Origin of the sequence: Chryseobacterium turcicum (assembly GCF_021010565.1) — a bacterium.
Classification (GTDB): domain Bacteria; phylum Bacteroidota; class Bacteroidia; order Flavobacteriales; family Weeksellaceae; genus Chryseobacterium; species Chryseobacterium turcicum.
This window is the reverse complement of sequence record NZ_JAJNAY010000001.1, coordinates 2,686,676-2,709,486: the sequence shown is the minus strand read 5'-3', so window position 1 is coordinate 2,709,486 and position 22,811 is coordinate 2,686,676. Positions and strand designations below refer to the sequence as shown.

The window sequence follows — 22,811 nt, the reverse complement described above, 5'->3', positions numbered from 1 at the left end:
GTAATTAATAATTTAATTATAAAAATTTAATATATATTATCGTTAATGATATAGTTGTTAATTATTAATGGTTAATTATGAGTTAAAAAATGATTCTATTTTTAAACTTAATTTTGTGATATATTTAAGTTTAATTACATGATTATTAAATGTTTGATTATATTTTTTCTAACTGAAAAAAAACTAATAATTTATAATTAATAACTAACAATTAAAAAGGTTATTTCTTAAATCGTTCCCATTTAATCAGCATATATTTATCTGCAAACTGAGTGATAATTAATCCTGAATTTTTTATATTTTCTTCTTTGCTCATGTATTCAATAAGCTCATTTTGTTTTAAAATTTTATAGACAGGATGGAAGTCAGAATGAGGGGGTCTCGTGATATTGTATTTCTTAATCCACGAACTTATTGTTACATGAGAAACTCCAATAATCCTTTCTATTTCACGGAAACTCAATCCTTCAAGATAAAGTTGGAGCGCTTTTGTTACATAGTAATCATCTATTTTCTTACCCAGTTTTTTAACCGTAAAATAATAGTTGCATTGCTTGCAATGGAATCTTTGTTTCTCATTAATGATTCCGCTTTTTACCACTTTATCACTTTTGCATTTCGGACAATTATTCTCCATGTATAATATTTTAGCAAATATATAATAAGTTAGCAAATGTATAAAATTGATTAAAGATAATTTTACCTGTAAATATTAAATAAACAATAAAATTATCTTTTTAATTTGGTTTTTAAAGTTATTATGTTTTAAATTTGTCAAAAAATTCAGATAAATAAATGGAAATAAAAGTTTCCTCATGCGAACATTTGATGTATGTGAATGAAATACAGCAAGAAATGTATGATTCTGCACAGCGAAGAGGAACGGGAATCGCAAAACGTTCTATAGAATATTTAAGTAAAAAAATTTCAGAGGGCAATGCTGTTGTGGCTACTGAAAACGGGGAATGGGTAGGTTTCTGCTATATTGAGACATGGTCACATGGTCAGTTTGTAGCAAATTCCGGTCTTATTGTATCTCCAAATTTTAGACATAGAGGAACAGCAACTCTTATAAAGGAAAAAGTGTTTGCGTTATCAAGGGAGAAATTCCCCAATGCTAAAATATTTGGGTTGACGACAGGTCTTGCTGTGATGAAAATTAACAGTGACTTAGGATATAAGCCAGTTATTTATTCTGAGTTAACGCAAGATGAAGAATTTTGGAGCGGTTGTAAAAACTGTGTGAACTATGAAATTTTAATGAAAAAAGAACGTAAAAACTGTCTTTGTACAGCAATGCTTTTCGTTCCAGATAATAAAGTAAATGGTGTTGTAAATAATCAACCCGAAAATCAATATAAAAATGAGCAAGAAAGTAATCTTAGCATTTAGCGGAGGTTTAGATACCTCTTACTGCGCCAAATATTTAAGTGAAACACTTGGGTATGAGGTGTATGCAGTCACTGTAAATACCGGTGGTTTTTCTAAAGAAGAAAAAAAAGAACTGGAGAAAAAAGCCTTCAATCTTGGGGTGAAAGAATACAGGTGTGTTGATGCTCAGGAAGATTATTACAATTCTTGTGTAAAATATTTAATTTTTGGCAATGTATTAAAAAACAATACCTATCCTTTGTCGGTAAGTGCAGAACGTACGATTCAGGCGCAGGAAATTGCAAAATACGCTATTGAAATCGGTGCTGACGCTATTGCTCATGGAAGTACAGGAGCTGGAAATGACCAAGTTCGTTTTGATTTAATTTTTCACGTAATGTGTCCGAATGTAGGAATTATCACGCCAATTCGTGATATGGCTCTTTCTCGTGAGGAGGAAATTGAATTTTTGAAAAGTCACGGTTACGAAATGGAATTCCAAAAAGCACAATATTCTGTGAATAAAGGACTTTGGGGAACTTCAGTAGGTGGGAAAGAAACGTTGACTTCAAGAAATTATCTGCCTGAAGAAGCCTTTCCTTCACAAATTAAAGAAACTCAGCCTTCAGAACTCGAAATTGAATTTAAAAATGGTGAAGTTGTATCAGTAAATGGAGAATATTTTGAACATTCAGTTTATGCGATTCAAAAAATTGAAGAATTAGCTTCTGCGTACGGAATCGGTCGTGATATTCATGTTGGAGATACGATTGTAGGAATTAAAGGAAGAGTTGGTTTTGAGGCGGCAGCAGCTTCTGTGATTATCAAAGCACATCATTTATTAGAAAAGCATACACTATCAAAATATCAGCAAATGATGAAATCTCAATTGTCTGATTGGTACGGAAACTGGCTTCACGAAGCTCTTTTCTTAGACCCTGTGATGAGAAATATCGAGTCTTTCTTAATAGATTCTCAAAAAACAGTAAGTGGAAAAGTATTTGTAACCCTCCATCCGTACAGATTTATTTTAAATGGAATTGAATCTAAGCATGATTTAATGTCAGATAAATTCGGAAGCTATGGCGAAGCAAACAGAGCATGGACAGGTGAAGATGTGAAAGGATATACAAAAATTGTAAGCAATTCTTTAAATATATATCATCAGATTAATCAGTCTTTAACTTAGAATCCGAAGGATTTAATATGAGTAGCTGTAGTGAAACCTATGGTAAACTTAGAATCCGAAGGATTCAATATAAATAACCGTAGGTGAAACCTATGGTTAATAAAAATAAAAAAAATCAGAACCCGAAGGGTTCAATAACAATAATCACAGGCGTAACCCGTGGAAAAAACAAAATGATTAAGATTAATCAACAAGAAATAAAAACAGTAGGAATCATCGGTGCCAACGGCTACACGGGAAGTGAATTGGTTCGTCTGCTGGCTTTTCATCCCAATGTGACTTTGAGTTTTTTATATAGTCGTTCAAATTCGGGCACAAAAATTTCAGATTTGTACCCAGATTTAGAGATGGTTTGTGAGATGGTTTTAACAAATCAATCAGAAGAGGTTGATATTTTATTTTTATGCCTTCCTCACAAAGAAAGTCAGAATTGGCTGACTCAAAATAATGTAAAAGATGAAACGTTAGTCATTGATTTAGGAAATGATTTCCGTCTGGATGGAAATTTGGGAAACAGAAATTTTATCTACGGATTACCTGAAATCAACAAAAAACAACTTTTAGGAGCAAAAAGTATTGCGAATCCGGGATGTTTTGCAACGGCAATTCAATTGGCTTTATTTCCTTTAGCTCAAAAAGGTTTGTTGAATGAAGTGTATACGACAGGAATTACAGGTTCTACAGGTGCAGGTCAATCTTTACAATCGACGACGCATTTCACTTGGAGGAATGATAATATTTCAGCATATAAAACTTTGACCCATCAGCATGTGGATGAGATTTTACAACAGTTAATTTCTTTTAATAATAATGAAATCAGTTTAAATTTTATTCCATGGAGAGGAGATTTTGCAAGAGGGATTTTTACGAGTTCCACGGTGAAAACAGATTTAGAACTTTCAGATATCAATCAATTGTTTCAGGATTTTTATGCAGATGAACCTTTTGTGAAGGTAAGCGAGAAAGCAATTGATTTAAAACAGGTTGTCAATACCAATCGCTGTGTGATTCATATAGAAAAGAGTGGAAATGTTGCGGTTATTCACTCAGCGATTGACAATTTGTTAAAAGGAGCTTCTGGACAAGCGGTTCAAAATATGAATATTGCGATGGGCTGGGAAGAGAACTTAGGATTAAACTTAAAACCGATTGCATTTTAAAAGTCAATTGTCAATAAGTAAATCGTGAATTTTTAAAGCTCAAATTAAAAACGACCTAGGAAACGAAGGCGTTAAGAAAATTAATTCTATGAACGTTAAGAAAACTCTTCTGTTCGAAGCGCGAGACAAATGTTAAATTAACAGACAAATGTTGAACTCGCGCAAGTTTTAGAATTTTTAGAGAATAGAATTCATTTTTAGCCGGAGTTTCCAGTCTTGAACTTTTGTTTCTTTTGTTTCAAGACAAAAGAAATTAATAAAAATGAAGTTGTAAAACCAGCAACTATCAACCAACAACAATCAACTAGAAAATGAATTTATTCAACGTATATCCATTATTCAACATCAATCCAGTAAAAGCTCAAGGGTCATTTCTTTGGGACGATAAAGGAGAAAAATATCTTGATTTTTACGGAGGTCATGCTGTGATTTCTATCGGGCACAATCATCCGCATTATCAAACTCAATTAAAAAAACAGTTAGATAAAATATCTTTCTATTCAAACTCTGTTCAGAATGAATTGCAAATAGAATTGGCTGAAAAATTAGGAAAACTTTCAGGTTTGGAAGATTATAATTTATTCTTGTGTAATTCAGGAGCTGAAGCGAACGAAAATGCTTTAAAACTAGCCTCTTTTCATAACGGAAAAAATAAAGTGCTGTATTTTTCAGGCTCATTTCACGGAAGAACTTCAGCAGCAGTTTCTGTGACAGATAATCCTAAAATTGTAGCTCCGGTAAATTATGACGAAAGATTCATTAAATCTGAATGGAATAATATTGAACAGCTTGAAGAAACTTTTAAAACTCATGGAAACGAAATTTCATCTGTTATTATTGAAGGAATTCAGGGAGTTGGCGGAATTATGATTCCGACGATTGAATTTTTAACTAAAATCAAAGAATTGTGTGAAAAGCATAATGCAGTTTTGATTTTGGATGAGGTTCAGTCTGGATACGGAAGAAGCGGTTATTTCTTTGCGCATCAGGAATTTGGAATTGAAGCGGATATTATCACAACGGCAAAAGGAATGGGGAACGGTTTCCCGATTGGCGGCGTTTTGATTCATCCGAAATTTAAAGCAAGCAACGGTTTGTTGGGAACCACTTTCGGTGGAAATCACTTAGCTTGTGTGGCTGCGATTGCTGTATTAGATGTAATGAAAGATGAAAACCTCATCGAAAATGCTCAGGAAATGGGCGCTTATATTGAAAATGAATTGAAAGATTTTCCACATATTAAAACGATCCGAAGGAAGGGTTTGATGATTGGAATTGAACTTGACAGAGACTGCTCAGAAGTGAGGAATAGCTTGTTGTACAATCATCATATTTTTACAGGAAACTCCAATGATAAGGCTGTGTTGAGGATTCTTCCAGCGCTTAACATTAAAAAAGAAGAAACCGATATATTCATCGGTGCTTTGAAAACGGTGTTAGAAAATCTTTAAATTTTAATTAACCATAAAAGTACAAAACAATAAAACACTTTAGTTTAATTAAGCTAAAAAATAATATTGGAAAAAGTTCACTTAAGATTTTGAAAATCTTTGATTTTCATCTAATGTGTTCTAAATATTTTCAATAATATAAAACTTCTAAAGTGTACTAATGTGTTAAAAGTTTTTTGGTTTAAAATCAATTCAAAATGAAAAAATTCACCTCTGTAAGTGACGTTAAAAACTTACAAGAAATTATAAATAAAGCTTTACAAATAAAAGAAAACCCTCTTTCGGAAACAGAAAAAGGAAAAGGAAAAACAATAGGACTTGTATTTTTAAACTCAAGTTTGAGAACTCGTTTAAGTAGCCAGATTGCGGCTCAAAATTTAGGTTTAAATGTTTTAACGTTAAATGCAGCGCAAGAAGCATGGAATTTAGAATTTGCAGATGGAGCTGTAATGAACGGTGATACGGTAGAACATATTAAAGATGCGATTGAAGTATTAAATCAATACTGTGACATCATCGCAGTTCGTTGTTTTGCAGGAATGAAAAGCAAGGAAGATGATGTTAACGAAAGTATTTTAAGCCAGTTTGAGCAACATGCAAAAGTTCCGGTTATTTCATTGGAATCGGCTACACGTCATCCTTTGCAAAGTTTGGCAGATTGTATCACGATTACTGAAAACTGGAAAGAAGAACGTAAGCCTAAAGTAGTTTTAACTTGGGCTCCTCATATCAAACCGATTGCGCATGCAGTAGGAAATTCTTTCGCTGAATGGATGCAGGAAATGGATGTGGAGTTGGTAATTGCTAATCCTGAAGGATATGATTTAGATAAAAACTTCACAAAAAATGTAAAAGTAATTCACAATCAGGATGAAGCGTTGAAAAATGCTGATTTTATTTATGTGAAAAACTGGTCGTCTTTTGATGATTATGCCGCAATGCCTGAAGTAAAAGAAAATTGGATGTTGACGAATGAAAAATTAGCCAATACCAATCAGGGGAAAGTGATGCATTGCCTTCCTGTTCGTCGAAATGTAGAGTTGAGCGATGAGGTGATGGATGGTGAAAACTCAATTATTTACCAACAAGCAAAAAACCGAATTTTCTCAGCTCAGGCAGTTTTCTCTGAAATTTTAGACGAATTGAATTCTAAATAAATTATTGGAGTCCTGAAAGGACGACTTAAATCAGGATAGGATGAAATCCTATTTAAAAATGTATAAAAAATGAAAGAAAAATTATACATCATAAAAATTGGCGGTGCTTTAATTGATAATGAAGAATTATTGAATGAATTTTTGGAGCAATTTTCTGAAATTAAAGAAAAGAAAATTCTGGTTCATGGAGGAGGAAAATTGGCAACAACTTTAGCTGATAAATTAGGTGTTGAACAAAAAATGATTAACGGACGAAGAATTACCGATAAAGATACGTTGGATATTGTTGCAATGGTGTACGCAGGAGGAATCAATAAAAATATTGTAGCAAAACTTCAGCATAAAAAATGTAAAGCGATTGGATTTTCAGGAGCTGATGCCAATTTAATTAAAGCTACCAAAAGAGAACATGCAGAAATAGATTTTGGCTTTGTAGGAGATATTGAAAAGAAAAGTGTGAATAAAAAGTTGATTTCAAAATTAATTAAATTGAAGCTTGTCCCAGTGTTTTCAGCAATTACTCACGATAAAAAAGGGCATCTTTTCAATACGAATGCAGATACGATTGCTTCGGTCATTGCGCAGGCTTTGTCTTCAAAATATGATGTTGAATTGTTGTATTGTTTTGATAAATCGGGTGTTTTGGAAGATGTAAATAATCCTGAATCTGTTATCAAAAATATTTCAGAAGAAGAATTTTCAACATTAAAAAATGAAGGAAAACTTCATAAAGGAATTCTTCCAAAGTTGGAAAACGCTCTTGGAGCGATAAAAAATAAAGTCAATAAAGTATTCTTAATTAAAGAAACTGAACTTAAAAACCATATAGAAAATCATCATGCAGGAACTGAAATCTGTTTATAGTAAAGAAGAATTACTGAATAATGCAGTAGGTTTATTGAAAAAACTGATTGAAATTCCGTCATTCAGTAAAGATGAATTTAATACGTCAGTGGAAATTGAAAGTTTTTTCAAAAAAAATCAAATTCCTACAAAACGTTTTAAAAATAACATCTGGGCGGTGAACAAGAATTTTGATGTTTTCAAACCGTCGATTTTGTTGAATACGCATCATGATACCGTAAAACCTAATAAAGCTTACACTCTAGACCCATTTTTGCCGATTGAAAAAGACGGGAAATTATTCGGATTGGGAAGTAATGATGCAGGCGCTTCTTTGGTTTCTATGGCTCAGGTCTTTTTGCATTTTTTTGCTCAGGAAGATTTAAAATACAATCTAATTATTGCTTTAACGGCAGAAGAAGAAATTTCTGGGTTTGATGGGATTGAAGCTTTATTTCCACAGCTTCCGAATGTGGAACTTGCCATTGTAGGAGAGCCTACGCAGATGAATTTGGCGATTGCGGAAAAAGGATTATTGGTGATTGATGGGGAAATGAAAGGCACTCCTTCTCACGCCGCTCATCCGAATGATGATAATTCGATTGTAAAATGTATGGAAGATTTGCAGCAAATTTTAAATTTCAAGTTTCCAAAAATTTCAAATTACTTGGGTGAAGTTAAGGTAACGCTTTCGGGAATTCATGCCGGAGTTCAGCATAATGTTGTTCCGGAATCATGCAATTTTACTTTAGATGTAAGAGTTACGGATGAATATTCCAACAAAGAAGTATTTGACATCATACAATCAAATATGAAATCGATTTTAAAGGCAAGGTCTTTCAGGTTAAATTCGTCAAAAATAGAAATGGAACATCCATTCGTACAAGCTGGTTTAGAAATTGGAAGGACAGCTTACGGTTCACCAACTTCATCCGACCAAGCGATTATTCCGTGTACTTCAGTGAAAATTGGCCCTGGAGATAGTAGGCGCTCTCACACGGCAGATGAATTTATTTTCATCGAAGAAATTGCAGAAGGAATTGAGATTTATATTCAAATCTTGGAAAAGGTTTTATAGGCTGGAAGCGGGGAGATGGATGATGGAGATTTGTAAAGTCCTTCACTAGAAAACCAGTTTCTATAATAAATGTTTCCCATTGTCATTCTGAAAGAAACGAAGTGAATTGAAGAATCTTTAATATTTTTAAAATAGATTCTTCCTTCGTCGAAATGGCAAAAAAATAATAAATAAAAGGAAGATAAAGCGGTTGGGAATAAACTTCCATCACCCAGCTTACATCTTCTATCAAAAAAGAAATTTTATGAAAAAAATATGGCAAAAAGACGATAACGCCACCAATATATTAGTTAACAAATTTACAGTCGGGAAAGACCTTGATTTTGATGAACGTTTGGCGAAATACGATGTCAAAGGCTCAATGGCGCACTGTAAAATGTTGGCAGAAGTAGGAATTATTTCCAATGAAGAGTCAAAACAAATGTTGTCTGTTTTGGCAGGAATCTCAGAAGATATCGAGAACGGAACTTTTGAAATTGATAAAAGTGCCGAAGATATTCATTCACAAATTGAATCTATTTTAATTGAAAAGTTAGGCGATACGGGAAAGAAAATTCATACCGCTCGCTCGAGAAATGACCAAGTTTTATTAGATATTAAACTGTATCTATTAGATGAAATTCGTGAAATTGCCGCTCTGACAGATGAATTCTTTCAAATATTAATCAAACTTGCAGATCAGCATAAAAATGTTTTGCTTCCTGGTTATACGCATCTGCAAATTGCGATGCCTTCATCGTTTGGATTGTGGTTTGGAGCGTACGCTGAAGCATTGTTAGATGATGTTGAAATGTTGTTTTCGGTAAAGAATATCATCAATAAAAATCCTTTAGGTTCGGCGGCAGGTTATGGTTCATCTTTTCCAATTGACCGTGAAAGTACCACTTATAATTTAGGATTTAAATCGATGAATTATAATTCTGTGTATGCTCAAATGACGCGTGGAAAGTCTGAAAAAATGTTGTCGATGGCAATGGCGACTTTGGCAGGAACGTTGGGGAAGTTTGCGTATGATGTTTGTCTTTATTTAAGTCAGAATTTTGATTTTGTCAGTTTTCCTAAAGAATTTACTACGGGAAGCAGTATTATGCCACATAAGAAAAATCCGGATATTTTCGAATTGGTTCGTGCGCGTTGCAACAGAATTCAGTCGTTGCCGAATGAGTTTATTTTATTGACGAATAACCTTCCTTCAGGCTATCACCGAGATATGCAGTTAACGAAAGAGATTCTTTTCCCTGCGATTGATTCTTTAAAAGAATGTTTGGAGATTTTAAGTTATACGTTGCCAAATATCCAGGTAAAAGATGGAATTCTGGAAGATGAAAAGTATAAATATCTTTTCAGCGTAGAGAAAATTAATGAAGAGGTGAAAAACGGAAGTTCATTTCGTGATGCGTATGTAAAAGTAGGGCAGGAGATTGAAAATAACGAGTTTGATTTTGAAATAAAAAACCTAAATCATACTCACCAGGGAAGTATCGGAAATCTTTGTTTGGATAAGATTGAATATCAATTTAATAAATTAAAAAATAAATTATTGGGTTGATTTTATTTTAAACCATTAAGATTAATTTAAGGAGTTTAGCTTAATTAAGAAAAAGTATAGATTTTTTTATAATCCTAACGTTTTTATTTCATTTAAGAAGCTTAAATATCCTTAACTTCTTTATCAAAATCTTAATGGTTCAATTAAATTTTTATCCCAAATCAATCTTAAACTTAGTCGATTTTTTCACCTCATGAAGCACAATAGAACTGTGGTATTGGCCGATATTAGGAATGTTTGAGATGATGTTTACTGCAAATTCGTTATAAGAATTAATGTCTTTGGCAATGATTTTCAGCATATAATCGTATTCACCAGAAAGGCTGATGATTTCCTGAACTTCATCGTGTTTTCCGATGTTTTTCTCGAAAGTTTCAAGAACTTTTTGAGATTGTTCTTTCAAACGGACGTTGCAATAAACGACAATGTTTAAACCTAGTTTTTCACGATTTAAAAGACCTACATATTTTTCAATAATTCCTTGTTTCTCCAGTTGTTTGATGCGTTCATACGTCGGTGTAAAGGTAAGTCCGATTTTTTCTGAAATTTCCTTTACAGAATGCGTAGAATCTTCCTGAATAATACTGAGAATCATTTTGTCTTTTAAATCCATATAATAAGCTTGAGTAGAAAACAAAAATAGTATTTAAAAATGAAAATAAAGAGAGAATAATATTTTTTAATTAAATCGAAATTTAGTTTTGTAGGTTCGCTCAAATGTTATATCTTTGCACCTAATGAATAACACAGTATTTATATCATTAGAATTACCGGGCGTAGACGCCCTTTACGATATTTATTTATTTTAAGCGAAGATGTTTCTTCGCTTTTTTTTTGTAAAAAATTAAGATATTATGTTTACGATTACAGAACTAAGTACCGAGAGAATCAGCAGTATAGTAACAGAAGCACTAGCTTTTGCTAACGGAAAAACTGCCAAAATTGAAGGCGAAGTTTTTTGCTCAAATCTGTTTTTTGAAGACAGTACCAGAACAAAAACAAGCTTTGATATTGCCGAAAGAAAATTGGGTTTGCAGGTCGTTCCTTTCGATGCTTCACACAGTTCGGTAAATAAAGGCGAGAGTCTTTATGATACCGTAAAGACGATTGAAAGTTTAGGAGTTAATCTGGTTGTAATCAGAGATAAAAAAGACAGATATTTTGATGAATTAGAAAACATTAATATCCCTGTCATCAATGGAGGAGACGGAACGGGAAATCACCCATCTCAATGTATGCTCGATTTAATGACAATTTATCAGGAATTCGGGAAATTTGAAGGTCTAAAAATAGGTATTGTAGGAGATGTAAAACACAGCAGAGTTGCCAACTCAAATGCGGAAGCTTTAAGAAGATTAGGAGCAAAAGTACATTTCTCAGGACCCGAACATTGGTTTGATGAAGGAGCTTTAATTAACGGTACTTATTTATCTGTCGATGAATTGATTAAAGAAGTGGATGTTTTAATGTTGCTAAGGATTCAACACGAAAGACACGATGCGAAAATGAGTTTCTCAGCTTCAGATTACCACAGAAAATATGGTTTGACGAAAGAAAGGGAAGAAGCAATGAAAAAAGAAGCGATTATCATGCATCCTGCACCAATTAACAGAGGAGTTGAGATTGATACAGATTTGGTAGAATGCGAACGTTCGAGAATATTCAAACAAATGCAGAACGGAGTTTTCGCAAGAATGGCCATTTTAAAAGAAGCCTTGGAGAAAAAAGGATTTACCTTTAAGTAAGAGCCAAGGTAAAAGTAAAAAGAATCAAGTATTCAGCCGACCCGAAAGGGTCAAACAATAATAGCCGTGGGTGAAACCCATGGAAAAGATAATCTGAAGGAGGATTATCATTTATAAAAGATAATTAGAAATAAAGAGATAAAGAAAATGAAGAAAAAGTTAATACTGGAGTCCGGTGAAGTATTTCACGGAGAAGGTTTTGGAGCAGAATTGGAAACTGCGGGAGAGGTAGTTTTCAATACCGGAATGACGGGGTATCAGGAGTTGATTTCCGATCCTTCGTATTGCGGTCAGATTGTTTGTATGACTTATCCGCTTATCGGAAACTATGGGATTAATAGAGATGATTATGAGAGTATTGAGCCGGCTATTAAAGGTCTTATCGTAAAAGAATTGTGCGATTTACCATCAAATTTCCGTACTCAGATTACTTTAGATGAGTTATTTAAAAAGAAAAACCTTTCAGGAATTTCAGGAATTGACACGAGAAGACTTACAAGAATTCTTCGTAATTCTGGAGTAGTGAAAGGAAAAATAGTTAATGTTGATGCTGAAGAAAATGAAGTTGTTGCAGAACTAAAAGGAACCAATTTTCCAACCAATCAGGTTGAGCAGGTTTCTACAAAAACAGCCTATGCAAACCCAGGAAGAGGACTTAAAGTGGTACTTGTTGATTTTGGGTCTAAATTAGGTATTATCAGAGAATTATCTCAAAGAAATTGCGATATTACAGTAGTTTCTCACGATACAACAGCTGAAGAGATTTTATTAATGGATCCAGACGGAATCATGTTGTCAAACGGTCCTGGAGACCCTGAAGATAATCAGGGAGCTTTAGAAATGATTCGCGGATTATTAGGAAAAGTTCCAATTTTCGGAATCTGTTTAGGTCACCAATTAATTGGTTTGGCTTGTGGAGCAAAAACGTTTAAGTTAAAATTCGGTCATAGAGGAGGAAATCACCCGGTTTTAGATTTAGAAAAAAACAAAGTGGCAATTACTTCTCAAAACCACGGTTATGCAGTTGACCAGGAGAGTTTGAAGAATACAGATTTAGTTGAAACACATATCGCATTGAATGACAGAACAAACGAAGGTCTGAAACATAAAATTCACCCTTGTTTCTCAGTTCAGTATCACCCGGAAGCAAGCCCAGGTCCTGAAGATGCAAACTACTTATTTGATGAGTTTATCCAGCTAATGGAGGATTTCAAAAAATAGAAAATTAATTTGGGCAGCTTAATCCGCCTTCCGCTCCCAATCTTTTTTGCAGAAAATTTCCGTAAAATTAGAAATAGCAGGTTGGCAAAAAAGGATTTCCGCTCAAGTCGGGCTGCAACAATTCGCTGTTATAATCAACAGAGAATAGTTAAAAATCCGAAGGATTCAATTTAAATAGCCGTAGGTGAAACCTATGGAAATGATGAAACAATCATCATCAGAACCCGAAAGGGTTCAACATAACAAAAGGATAAATTTAGAAATGAAAAGAAACGACATAAAAACAATTTTAGTAATCGGTTCCGGCCCAATTATCATCGGTCAGGCGGCGGAATTTGATTATGCAGGAACGCAGGCTTGTCTGTCTTTGAGAGAAGAAGGCTACAAGGTAATTTTGATTAACTCAAACCCTGCAACGATTATGACAGATGTTGAAATCGCTGATAAAGTATACATCGAGCCGATTTCACTTCAGTTTGTAAGTCACATCATCAGAAAAGAGCGTCCAGATGCACTTTTACCAACTCTTGGTGGACAAACAGGTTTGAACATGGCGGTAGAATTGGAAAAATCAGGAATTCTTGAAGAATGTAAAGTGGAAGTTTTAGGAACTACACTTTCAGCTATCAACAGAGCGGAAGACAGAGATTTGTTCCGTGAATTGATGAGAGAATTAAACGAGCCGGTTCCAGAATCTGACATTGTAACAACTGTAGAAGGAGCAATTAATTTTGCGAATGAAATTGGATATCCAGTAATTGTTCGTCCTGCTTTCACAATGGGTGGAACAGGTGGTGGTATCGCTGCCACAGAAGCTGAATTAAAAGAAATTGCAGAATTAGGTTTAAAATACAGCCCAGTTACGCAGTGTTTGATTGAAAGATCAATCGCAGGTTTCAAAGAAATCGAATACGAAGTAATGCGTGATGCAAACGACAATGCGATTGTGGTTTGTAACATGGAAAATATAGACCCGGTTGGAGTTCACACAGGAGATTCAATCGTTGTAGCGCCTTCTCAGACACTTTCAGACAGAGAGTATCAGTTGTTGAGAAACGCATCTCTAAAAATCATCAGAGCATTAGGAATTGAAGGGGGTTGTAACGTGCAGTTAGCTTTAGACCCACATTCATTCGAGTATTATATCATCGAGGTGAATCCTAGAGTTTCTCGTTCATCAGCTTTAGCATCAAAAGCAACGGGTTATCCGATTGCAAAAATTGCTGCTAAAATCGCTGTTGGATTGACTCTTGACGAAATCATGAATCCGGTTACGGGAACGTCTTACGCTTGTTTTGAACCAGCTTTAGATTATGTGGTGACTAAATTCCCAAGATTCCCTTTTGATAAGTTTGAAACTGCAGACAGAAGATTATCTACACAGATGAAAGCAACGGGTGAAGTAATGGCAATCGGAAGAAATTTCGAAGAGTCTTTACAGAAAGCAATCCGTTCTCTAGAAACAGGTCTTACGCATTTAGGTTTAAAGAAAAAACAGGCTGATGCGCTTACTGAAGAAGAAATTGAAAGAAGAATCAGAGTTTGTGATGACGAAAGATTATTCATTATCGGAGATGCTTTAAGAAAAGGATATGATTGGGAAAAGATTGTAGAATGGAGCAAAATTGATAAATTCTTTATCTGGAAAATCAAGAAATTAATTGATTTTGAAACAACAATTGCAGATAATAAATTTGATGTTGAAACTTTAACTAAAGCTAAAAAACTAGGTTTTGCAGATGTACATATTGCAGAGCTTTGGGAAGTTTCTCAACGTGAAGTCTACAATTTTAGAAAAGAAAATGGAGTAATTCCAGTTTTCAAAATGGTAGATACTTGTGCTGCAGAATTCGAGTCTGAAACTCCTTATTTCTACGGAACTTACGAAGAAGAAAATGAAAGTGTAGTTACAGATAAAGAAAAAATCATCGTTTTGGGTTCTGGTCCAATCAGAATCGGGCAAGGTGTTGAGTTTGACTACGCGACAGTTCACTCAGTTTGGGCAATCAAAGAAATGGGTTACGAGGCGATTATCATCAATAACAACCCTGAAACTGTTTCTACAGACTTCTCGATTTCAGATAAATTATACTTCGAACCATTAACGGAAGAAGATGTAATGAATATCATTGACCTTGAAAAACCAAAAGGTGTTGTCGTACAGTTTGGTGGACAAACAGCCATTAATTTAGCGGATAAATTGGCTGCTCACGGAGTTCAGATTTTAGGAACTACATTAGAAGATTTAGATAGAGCTGAAAACAGAGATAAGTTCGAAAAAGCCCTTCAGGAAATGGGAATTCCTCAACCTTTAGGAAAAACTTCGACTTCAAAAGAAGAAGCGATTGTGATTGCTAACGAAATTGGATATCCGGTTTTAGTTCGTCCAAGCTACGTTTTGGGAGGTAGAGCAATGGAAATTGTGTATACAGAAGCAGAATTGGCTCACTACATGGAATTTGCAGTAGATGCAAGCCCGGAACATCCGGTTTTGGTTGACAGATACATGGTCGGAAAAGAAATTGAAGTTGATGCGATTTGTGATGGCAAAACAGTAATCATTCCTGGGATTATGGAACACATCGAAAGAGCAGGAGTTCACTCCGGAGACTCGATTGCGGTGTATCCTCCACAGAATATTTCTCAAAGCGAAGTTGATACTTTGGTAGATTATACTCAAAGATTGGCTAAAGGTTTGAAGGTGATTGGTTTAATGAATATTCAATACGTCCTTTTTGAAGGAAATGTATATGTAATTGAGGTAAATCCACGTTCATCAAGAACAGTTCCTTTCTTATCTAAAATTACGGAAGTTCCAATGGCAAACTTAGCTACGAAAGCAATTTTAGGTCAGAAACTAACAGATTTAGGTTACAAAAACGGATTAGTTCCTAATAAAGAAGGAGTTTTCGTAAAAGTTCCTGTGTTCTCTTTCTCAAAACTAACGAAAGTTGATATCTCTTTAGGCCCAGAAATGAAGTCTACAGGAGAAGTAATGGGGAAAGACACAACTTTAGAAAAAGCATTGTACAAAGGATTGGTTGCAGCAGGAAGAAAAGTTCCGATGCACGGTTCAATCTTATTCACGGTAGCTGATAAACACAAGCAGGAAGCTGCAGATTTAGCATCAAGATTCCATGAAGTTGGGTTCAGAATCTGGGCAACAGAAGGAACAGCAAAATTCTTCGCAGAACAAGGAATTCCTTGCAAAATTGGCTACAAAATAGGAGAGGAGAGTGTAAATCTTATCGATTTGATTCAAAAAGGAAAAGTACAATACGTTGTCAACACTATGACCAAAGGAAAACAATCTGAAAGAGACGGTTTCCAAATCAGAAGAATGAGTGTAGAAAACGGTGTTCCTTGTTTAACATCAATGGATACAGTAGAAGCCATCTTAAAAGTGATTGAAAGCATGAGCTTTAAGATGGAAACGATGTAGTTTTAGGACTAGACATTCAAAATATTATTAAGCCTCGTAAGTTTTCTTGCGAGGTTTTTTTGTTATATTTACATGCTGTTTTTTTGTCTAATAGACAAAAAAACACTAATTTTTCTTTAACTAAACTAAATAATTATGGGGATTTTTGATAATAATGGAGATCGAATTAAATACTGGATATACTAATTTAGCGTTCAGTTAAAGTTAAGCATAAAACCTTAATTTTAACATATGAAACGAGAGAGAAAAATCTACGATCCAGCTTTTAAAACAAAAGCAGTTCAACTAAGTAAAGAGAGGACTAATATCTCGGAACTCTCACGAGAACTTGGAATCAAAGTCACATTGCTTTATAAATGGCGTAAAGAATATGAAGAATTTGGAGAAGGAAGTTTTCCTGGAAATGGGAATTTGAAATTGACCGCAGATCAAGAAAAAATCTACGAATTGGAGAAAAAACTCAAAGATGTTGAGTTGGAACGTGATATCTTAAAAAAAGCGATCAGCATTTTTTCCAAGAGCGGTCGATGAAATATGAGTTCATTAAAAGTTACGAATATCTATTTCCGATTGAGAAAATGTGCAAAGTAATGAAAGTAAGTTGTAGCAGTTTTTTCAAATGGAAAAGCAGACCGATTAGCAAACGATTGCTTTTGAAAGAAAAAATAAAAAAGGAAATAAGCTCGATATATTTTTCTTCAAAACAGCGTTATGGAAGCCCACGGATTACTTTTGAATTAAACGCATTGGGTTACAAAATATCTCGGATTACAGTTGCAAAATATATGAGAGAACTGGGTTTGAGAAGCAAATTAAGTAAGAAGTTTAAAGTTACAACCAACTCAAAACACAATTATTTGGTGGTAGAAAATGTGTTGGACAGGAAATTTTCAGTTACAGAACCGTCGAAAGTTTGGGTGTAGGACATCACTTATATTCAAACCAAGGAAGGCTTTTTATACCTCACGACAATAATAGATTTGTTTGATAGAAAAATAATTGGCTGGAGCTTAAGCGATGGAATGAGCACCGAAGAAACAAGTCTTGCAGCATGGAAAATGGCAATAAAAAACAGAACGGTTCAAAAAGGATTGATTTTTCATTCAGATAGAGGCGTTCAGTATGCAAGTAAGAAATTCGTTAATACAATTGAGTTCTATGAAGTAATAAGGAGTATGAGCAGGAAAGAAAATTGTTGGGACAATGCGGTGGCGGAGAGCTTTTTCAAGTCATTGAAAACCGAGCTGATTTATGGTCACAAACTTATCTCAAAAGAAAATATGCAGTTAGAAATCTTTGAATATATTGAAATTTGGTACAACAAAAAAAGACGTCATGGTAAACTAAATTTTAAGACAATAGAAGAGTTTAATAATCAAAACAAAATTTATCAAAATGTAGCTTAGCTTTAACTGGAAATTTTATTTGCATATCCATCATAAAATATTTTGTCGCTTTTGCGGTTAAAAAATATCATATAAGTAGTACACCCTAATTATTCGTCAGGATTTTATAACTTTAAAGGATGAAATTTATAGTTTTAAATGAAAATGAAAATGAAAAAGCAACCTTGAAAATGATGTCCAGGCACCATCCAAATTCTTTCGTTCGAGACCGTGCCTTATGTCTGGAAAAGAATACGATGTTGGCTCAAACCTCTTCAAAATGAAGAGGAATACCTGTTGAAAGCAGAACAATTGAAGAGTTTAATGAATCTGGCGAAAGATGATTATTTGGATGTATACTTTGCTGATGAGAGCGGGTTTTCTTTAAGTCCCTCCATTTCTTACCACTGGCAACAAAAAAATGAAAATGTAAAAATCGTACCCCGACACAGTAAAAGAATCAATGTTTTTGGGATTATGTCTAAGAATAATAATCTTTTTCAATGTCATCATATGGGAAAAATAACTTCTGATTTTGTTATTCAGGCCATTGATAAATTTTCAAAAACCATCACAAAGAAAACTGTTATTTGTTTGGATAATGCACGGATACACCATTCTAAGGAATTTAAAATCCAAATTTCAAGATGGAAGAAGTTAGATATTGAAATTTTTTATCTTCCAAAATATAGCCCACATCTTAATTCTATTGAGATTCTTTGGAGAAAAATAAAGTATGAATGGCTTCTTGCAAAGGATTATGCCTCTTGGCAAACTCTTGAAAAGGCGTTAGAAAATATCTTTTCAGGATTTGGAAATATTTATAACATAATTTTCAAACCTTAAAAAAAATGACGAATAATTAACGAATGATACTTATCTACAAAAATCGGTTTAAATTCAATGCTGAAATTATTGAACTTTCAAATTCAAATAACTTACAATAAAGATTAACAAAATATTATAAAGCTGTAGTTATTCAAGTTTTACACCCAGATTATTCAATTCAGCTTCCAAATCGGTTTCCGGTAGAATGCGAATGGTTTTGAAGCCTAAATTTTTAGCCATTTCAATATTTTTGAAATTATCATCAATGAAGACCGATTCATTGGCTTCCAATTGATATCTTTCCAATAATACATTCCAGATTTTAGGGTCGGGTTTGATTAATTTTTCTGTTCCCGAAACCACAATTTTACCATCAAATAACTGAAAGAAATCATAGTTTTCTAAGGCATAAGGAAAGGTTTCTTCAGACCAATTGGTCAATCCGAATAATTGATAAGGCGTATTCCCCAATTTTCTCAGAATTTCTACATTTTGAGGAATATCACTTTTCAGCATTACCGTCCAGTTATCATAAAAAGCTCTGAGTTCTTTTTCCCAGTCCGGAAATTTTTTCACTTGAATTTCAGTGCCTTCAGCTAACGTTCTTCCTCTGTCTTGTTCGATATTCCATTCATCCTGAGCAATATTTTCGAGGAAATATTCCATTTTTTCATCATCATTAAAATAAGTTTTGAAAAAATACCTCGGATTCCAATCCATCAAAACACCTCCAAAATCGAATATTATATTTTTAATTTCCATAATTTATAAAATCTTATTTAATTGTTATTTCATTATTCTTCTAAACATTCTTTCCAAGACAACAATATTTCTTTCCAATCTTCCAACGGAATTATTGTTTTTGGGTGGCCTTCTTGCCATAATTCAAAGTGGGTTGGAGTGATTTCTGCAAACCAGTGACTCCCCAAACCACTCCCATAATCAGGATCTTCGATTTGAGAAAAATGACCACCGATTGCCAAATCTAGGTCAGATATAAAATCATCAACATCATCGGGATGTCTGTAGCTGTAGATATAATTGGCAATGGGTTTTCCTGAAATAAATCCATCAAATTTTTTTAGTGTTTTCTGCATCACCAAACCATACTTCTTTAATATTGTCTTATTCAATTTTGAAAAAAATAAATTTACAATACAAAAATCACGAAAGTTTTTTAGTTAAACACCCTAAAATAAATAAGTTTAGAAAAGTTTAACATTCAGGAATAAATAATGACACATTAAAATTATTCAGGTCTGTAAAACTGATATTGCCCGTTTTCGTAATAGGCATTAATATGTTGCAAGCCATTCGTTAAAATAATTTCAGAAGCACCGATTACAGAATTGTATCTTGCAGTCTGCTCGAATGTTTTTTCTGTTAATTTGATGTGTGGCGCTTTACATTCAATCAAAATTTTTGGCTGGGCTTTTTCTGTGATTAATAAATCAATACGCTTTGTTAAGCCATTCAGAACAATCTTTTTTTCTGTAATTAATGCTGATGTAGAGTAGGATTTTACAGTGAGATAATAATGTACCCAATGCTGCCTTACCCATTCTTCGGGAGTAAGCAAAAGGTAAGTTTTACGAACCAAGTCATAAATAAAAAACTTATCTTTGTCTTTCTTGAATTTAAAATCAAAAGTTTCCTGAAAGTTCAGTTTTGGAAGTTCCATTTATATGATGAAAGAATTAGATTTAATCCTCAAAAATATTAAAAATAAAGAAGTTTTACCGATTTATTTTTTCCACGGAGAAGAACCTTACTTTATTGATGTTGCTGTAAAAGCTCTTGAACAAGACTTTCTTGAGGAAGACGAAAAAGCTTTCAACCAAACCGTAACGTACGGAAAAGATACAACCTATCAGGAAATTCTTTCTTTGGCGCGACAATTTCCGATGATGGGGGAGAAGCAGGTGATTATCGTAAAAGAAGCGCAAGATTTGAAATTTAATGAGGAAGAAAGCAAAGCTTTAGATGCGTATGCCGAAAATCCGGTTCCATCAACAGTCTTGGTTTTTGCCCATAAACATAAGAAACTTGACAGTCGAAAAAAAGTAAGCAAGACATTAACAAAGCTAAATGCTCTTTTTCTTAGCGAATCTTTAAAAGACCACACCCTTCCAAAATGGATTGCTGATGAGTGTCTTAGATTAAAAATAAAAACCGCCCCCAATATTTCTCATCTTTTGGCAGAATATCTTGGAAATGACCTTTCAAGAATTTCAAATGAACTGGGAAAACTTAAAATTATTTTAAAAGAAGGTCAGCTTTTAGATGGCACCATCGTTGAAAATCATATTGGAATAAGCAAAGAGTTTAATGTTTTTGAACTTCAGAAAGCTTTAGGTGCAAAAAATGCCAATGCCGCATTCAAGATTGCCTATTTTATGGGGAAAAACCCTAAAAATAATCCTTTTGTGATGTTACTTTCTAGTTTGTATAATTATTTTTCTAATGTAATTATTTACAATACGATGATTGGGCAGCCTCAGCAAGTAATCGCTTCTCAGATGGGTATTAATCCTTATTTTATTAAAGATTACGCAGAAGCTGCAAGATTATATCCTTTGAAACATTCCACTCGTGTCATTTCTATTTTAAGGGAATTTGATATGAAAGGAAAAGGTTTAGGAGCGGTAAATATGGATGATGCAGAACTGATTAAAGAATTGGTATATAAGATTATTAATGTCGATAAAATTAAGATGAAAGTGTAATTTTTGTTGTTGGTTGACGGTTCTTAGTTGATGGTAGTAAAATCTAGCAACCAAAGACTAGCAACTATTAACAATTGAAATTTGAAATATTGACAAGTATCATTAATTTTACTTTAATAAAACATTAAAAATTACGAAATTAGCACCCTTGAAATTGATATATAGATTATGGAAGAAAATATTTTAGATTGTGTGATCATTGGATCAGGACCTTCTGGTTTTACAGCGGCAATTTATGCAGCAAGAGCAGACTTAAAACCTGAATTGTACACAGGATTAGAACCAGGTGGACAATTAACCACCACGACAGAAGTTGATAATTTTCCGGGATATCCTGAAGGAATTACAGGTCCTGAAATGATGATGGATTTGCAAAAGCAAGCTGAAAGATTCGATACAAAAGTGCATTACGAAATGATTACTAAAGCTGAATTTTCGAAAGAAGTAGGCGGTATTCATAAATTATACGCAGGAAATAAAGAAATTTTAGCGAAATCTGTAATTATTTCTACAGGAGCTACTGCAAAATATTTAGGTCTTGATGACGAGAAAAAATATAATGGAGGAGGAGTTTCTGCATGTGCAACGTGCGACGGATTTTTCTACAGAGGAAAAGATGTTGTGGTTGTAGGAGCAGGAGATACTGCAGCTGAAGAAGCGACTTATCTTGCAAAATTGGTGAATAAAGTGACCATGTTGGTAAGAAAAGGAGAGTTCAGAGCTTCAAAAGCAATGATTCACAGAGTAGAAAATACACCGAATATCGAAGTGAAATTTCACCATGAATTGATTGGTATTGAAGGTGAAAACAATCTTGTAGAAAGAGCAGTTGTAATCAACAACCAGACTCAGGAAAAATCTACAGTAGACGTTCACGGAATTTTTATCGCAATTGGTCACAAGCCAAACACCGATATTTTCGCAGGTCAAATAGATTTAGATGAAAATGGATATATCGTAACTGAAAAAGGTTCTACAAGAACGAATCTTCCTGGTGTTTTTGCCGCAGGAGATGTTCAGGATCATATCTACAGACAAGCAATTACAGCAGCAGGAAGCGGTTGTATGGCAGCCATGGATGCTGAAAAGTATTTGGCAGAATTGCATTAATTATTAAAAATTAATTTATAAATCTGAAAAACGTACTTCTTTGAGGTGCGTTTTTTGGTTTCTAATTTAAATTTTTCTCTGTATTAATCGATGTTTGTGAAAATAATGAGTCTGATTTTTAGGTGATTATTAAGTTTTGTTAAAATTTGCAGTAAAAATATTTTGACGCAATTGAAAAACGTTCTATATTTGCACCACTGAAAACAACGATACAATCGGAGTTTAAGGAGAGATGGCAGAGTGGTCGATTGCGATAGTCTTGAAAACTATTGACTGTAACAGGTCCGGGGGTTCGAATCCCTCTCTCTCCGCTGGTTGAGAAACTAAAATAAGCTAAAACGCTGTAAACATCAATGTTTACAGCGTTTTTTGTTTTGCGCTAGAGTCAAAAAAAATCAAAATAGGTCACGATTTTTATGACCTTTTTAATGACCCACACCGAAAATCGGAAAATAGGTCACTAAAAATTCAGGGAAACCCGACCAATAGGCAGTTTAACGATTGTACATCTTGCAAAAAGTGGTAACAAAAACTAAATTATTAAACAATTAAAGTT

Annotated in this window: 19 protein-coding genes, 1 tRNA gene and 1 pseudogene; 16 read left to right on the top strand and 5 right to left on the bottom strand. The window is 33.8% G+C overall.

All coding sequences use genetic code 11. The features are described from left to right. Positions 1 to 220: 220 nt before the first annotated feature. Complete coding sequence (locus LO744_RS12415; protein WP_230669665.1) at positions 221 to 637, bottom strand: IS1/IS1595 family N-terminal zinc-binding domain-containing protein; 417 nt, start codon at positions 635 to 637, stop codon at positions 221 to 223. Positions 638 to 795: 158 nt separating this feature from the next. Between LO744_RS12415 and LO744_RS12410 the strand changes: the two genes are divergently transcribed. From LO744_RS12410 to argH, 8 genes are all read left to right on the top strand, one after another. Further along, positions 796 to 1,392, top strand: a complete 597-nt coding sequence (locus tag LO744_RS12410; protein ID WP_230669664.1) for a GNAT family N-acetyltransferase — start codon at positions 796 to 798, stop codon at positions 1,390 to 1,392. Beyond that, the gene (locus tag LO744_RS12405) at positions 1,364 to 2,560 is read left to right on the top strand and encodes an argininosuccinate synthase (RefSeq protein WP_230669663.1); all 1,197 of its coding nucleotides are present in this window, start codon (positions 1,364 to 1,366) and stop codon (positions 2,558 to 2,560) included. The genes LO744_RS12410 and LO744_RS12405 overlap by 29 nt, the downstream gene beginning before the upstream one ends. Before the next feature lie 173 nt (positions 2,561 to 2,733). After that, the gene (gene argC / locus LO744_RS12400; protein ID WP_230669662.1) at positions 2,734 to 3,720 is read left to right on the top strand and encodes an N-acetyl-gamma-glutamyl-phosphate reductase; all 987 of its coding nucleotides are present in this window, start codon (positions 2,734 to 2,736) and stop codon (positions 3,718 to 3,720) included. Between the two features lie 311 nt (positions 3,721 to 4,031). Further along, positions 4,032 to 5,171 (top strand): aspartate aminotransferase family protein, encoded by a 1,140-nt coding sequence (locus LO744_RS12395; protein WP_230669661.1) that lies wholly within the window; start codon positions 4,032 to 4,034, stop codon positions 5,169 to 5,171. 197 nt (positions 5,172 to 5,368) lie between these two features. Then, a complete protein-coding gene (locus LO744_RS12390; RefSeq protein ID WP_230669660.1) occupies positions 5,369 to 6,328 on the top strand; it encodes an N-acetylornithine carbamoyltransferase in 960 nt (319 codons plus the stop codon). A gap of 69 nt (positions 6,329 to 6,397) precedes the next feature. Further along, positions 6,398 to 7,192 (top strand): acetylglutamate kinase, encoded by a 795-nt coding sequence (argB, locus tag LO744_RS12385; protein WP_230669659.1) that lies wholly within the window; start codon positions 6,398 to 6,400, stop codon positions 7,190 to 7,192. Further along, the gene (locus tag LO744_RS12380; protein ID WP_230669658.1) at positions 7,167 to 8,249 is read left to right on the top strand and encodes a M20 family metallo-hydrolase; all 1,083 of its coding nucleotides are present in this window, start codon (positions 7,167 to 7,169) and stop codon (positions 8,247 to 8,249) included. The genes argB and LO744_RS12380 overlap by 26 nt, the downstream gene beginning before the upstream one ends. A gap of 244 nt (positions 8,250 to 8,493) precedes the next feature. Next, positions 8,494 to 9,798: an argininosuccinate lyase gene (gene argH / locus LO744_RS12375; protein ID WP_230669657.1), complete on the top strand. Its 1,305-nt coding sequence runs from the start codon at positions 8,494 to 8,496 to the stop codon at positions 9,796 to 9,798. Positions 9,799 to 9,949: 151 nt separating this feature from the next. Here the strand turns inward: argH and LO744_RS12370 are convergent, their stop codons facing one another. Then, complete coding sequence (locus LO744_RS12370) at positions 9,950 to 10,411, bottom strand: Lrp/AsnC family transcriptional regulator (RefSeq protein WP_230669656.1); 462 nt, start codon at positions 10,409 to 10,411, stop codon at positions 9,950 to 9,952. A gap of 241 nt (positions 10,412 to 10,652) precedes the next feature. Between LO744_RS12370 and LO744_RS12365 the strand changes: the two genes are divergently transcribed. The 5 genes and pseudogenes from LO744_RS12365 (at position 10,653) to LO744_RS12345 (ending at position 18,437) form a co-directional block, all read left to right on the top strand. After that, the gene (locus LO744_RS12365; protein WP_230669655.1) at positions 10,653 to 11,543 is read left to right on the top strand and encodes an aspartate carbamoyltransferase catalytic subunit; all 891 of its coding nucleotides are present in this window, start codon (positions 10,653 to 10,655) and stop codon (positions 11,541 to 11,543) included. Between the two features lie 147 nt (positions 11,544 to 11,690). After that, positions 11,691 to 12,764, top strand: a complete 1,074-nt coding sequence (locus LO744_RS12360) for a carbamoyl phosphate synthase small subunit (RefSeq protein WP_230669654.1) — start codon at positions 11,691 to 11,693, stop codon at positions 12,762 to 12,764. 262 nt (positions 12,765 to 13,026) lie between these two features. After that, positions 13,027 to 16,206 (top strand): carbamoyl-phosphate synthase large subunit, encoded by a 3,180-nt coding sequence (carB, locus tag LO744_RS12355; RefSeq protein ID WP_230669653.1) that lies wholly within the window; start codon positions 13,027 to 13,029, stop codon positions 16,204 to 16,206. 231 nt (positions 16,207 to 16,437) lie between these two features. After that, a pseudogene (locus LO744_RS12350) lies at positions 16,438 to 17,612 on the top strand (IS3 family transposase). A 210-nt stretch (positions 17,613 to 17,822) separates the two neighbouring features. Further along, on the top strand, positions 17,823 to 18,437 hold the full coding sequence (locus tag LO744_RS12345) for an IS630 family transposase (protein WP_317207255.1): 615 nt from the start codon (positions 17,823 to 17,825) through the stop codon (positions 18,435 to 18,437). A 129-nt stretch (positions 18,438 to 18,566) separates the two neighbouring features. Here LO744_RS12345 and LO744_RS12340 read toward each other — a convergent pair whose 3' ends face one another. The 3 genes from LO744_RS12340 to LO744_RS12330 all read right to left on the bottom strand — a co-directional run bounded on the left by LO744_RS12340 (position 18,567) and on the right by LO744_RS12330 (position 20,100). Then, entirely contained in the window at positions 18,567 to 19,181 is a 615-nt protein-coding gene (locus LO744_RS12340; protein ID WP_230669651.1) for an HAD family hydrolase, read from the bottom strand. Between the two features lie 32 nt (positions 19,182 to 19,213). After that, the gene (locus LO744_RS12335) at positions 19,214 to 19,552 is read right to left on the bottom strand and encodes a hypothetical protein (protein ID WP_230669650.1); all 339 of its coding nucleotides are present in this window, start codon (positions 19,550 to 19,552) and stop codon (positions 19,214 to 19,216) included. Positions 19,553 to 19,668: 116 nt separating this feature from the next. Further along, positions 19,669 to 20,100 (bottom strand): type I restriction enzyme HsdR N-terminal domain-containing protein, encoded by a 432-nt coding sequence (locus tag LO744_RS12330; protein WP_230669649.1) that lies wholly within the window; start codon positions 20,098 to 20,100, stop codon positions 19,669 to 19,671. A 7-nt stretch (positions 20,101 to 20,107) separates the two neighbouring features. Between LO744_RS12330 and holA the strand changes: the two genes are divergently transcribed. The 3 genes from holA (at position 20,108) to LO744_RS12315 (ending at position 22,566) form a co-directional block, all read left to right on the top strand. Next, complete coding sequence (gene holA / locus LO744_RS12325) at positions 20,108 to 21,145, top strand: DNA polymerase III subunit delta (protein ID WP_230670571.1); 1,038 nt, start codon at positions 20,108 to 20,110, stop codon at positions 21,143 to 21,145. Positions 21,146 to 21,313: 168 nt separating this feature from the next. Then, positions 21,314 to 22,255, top strand: coding sequence for a thioredoxin-disulfide reductase (gene trxB / locus LO744_RS12320; protein WP_230669648.1), 942 nt, complete (start codon positions 21,314 to 21,316; stop codon positions 22,253 to 22,255). A gap of 226 nt (positions 22,256 to 22,481) precedes the next feature. Continuing rightward, positions 22,482 to 22,566 (top strand) — tRNA-Ser (locus tag LO744_RS12315). Positions 22,567 to 22,811 lie beyond the last annotated feature (245 nt).

Bases quoted from the DNA above. Each gene is read 5' to 3' on its own strand.
- LO744_RS12415 (WP_230669665.1), bottom strand. From the start codon at position 637: ATGGAGAATAATTGTCCGAAATGCAAAAGTGATAAAGTGGTAAAAAGC.
- LO744_RS12410 (WP_230669664.1), top strand. From the start codon at position 796: ATGGAAATAAAAGTTTCCTCATGCGAACATTTGATGTATGTGAATGAA.
- LO744_RS12405 (WP_230669663.1), top strand. From the start codon at position 1,364: ATGAGCAAGAAAGTAATCTTAGCATTTAGCGGAGGTTTAGATACCTCT.
- argC (WP_230669662.1), top strand. From the start codon at position 2,734: ATGATTAAGATTAATCAACAAGAAATAAAAACAGTAGGAATCATCGGT.
- LO744_RS12395 (WP_230669661.1), top strand. From the start codon at position 4,032: ATGAATTTATTCAACGTATATCCATTATTCAACATCAATCCAGTAAAA.
- LO744_RS12390 (WP_230669660.1), top strand. From the start codon at position 5,369: ATGAAAAAATTCACCTCTGTAAGTGACGTTAAAAACTTACAAGAAATT.
- argB (WP_230669659.1), top strand. From the start codon at position 6,398: ATGAAAGAAAAATTATACATCATAAAAATTGGCGGTGCTTTAATTGAT.
- LO744_RS12380 (WP_230669658.1), top strand. From the start codon at position 7,167: ATGCAGGAACTGAAATCTGTTTATAGTAAAGAAGAATTACTGAATAAT.
- argH (WP_230669657.1), top strand. From the start codon at position 8,494: ATGAAAAAAATATGGCAAAAAGACGATAACGCCACCAATATATTAGTT.
- LO744_RS12370 (WP_230669656.1), bottom strand. From the start codon at position 10,411: ATGGATTTAAAAGACAAAATGATTCTCAGTATTATTCAGGAAGATTCT.
- LO744_RS12365 (WP_230669655.1), top strand. From the start codon at position 10,653: ATGTTTACGATTACAGAACTAAGTACCGAGAGAATCAGCAGTATAGTA.
- LO744_RS12360 (WP_230669654.1), top strand. From the start codon at position 11,691: ATGAAGAAAAAGTTAATACTGGAGTCCGGTGAAGTATTTCACGGAGAA.
- carB (WP_230669653.1), top strand. From the start codon at position 13,027: ATGAAAAGAAACGACATAAAAACAATTTTAGTAATCGGTTCCGGCCCA.
- LO744_RS12340 (WP_230669651.1), bottom strand. From the start codon at position 19,181: ATGGAAATTAAAAATATAATATTCGATTTTGGAGGTGTTTTGATGGAT.
- LO744_RS12330 (WP_230669649.1), bottom strand. From the start codon at position 20,100: ATGGAACTTCCAAAACTGAACTTTCAGGAAACTTTTGATTTTAAATTC.
- holA (WP_230670571.1), top strand. From the start codon at position 20,108: ATGAAAGAATTAGATTTAATCCTCAAAAATATTAAAAATAAAGAAGTT.
- trxB (WP_230669648.1), top strand. From the start codon at position 21,314: ATGGAAGAAAATATTTTAGATTGTGTGATCATTGGATCAGGACCTTCT.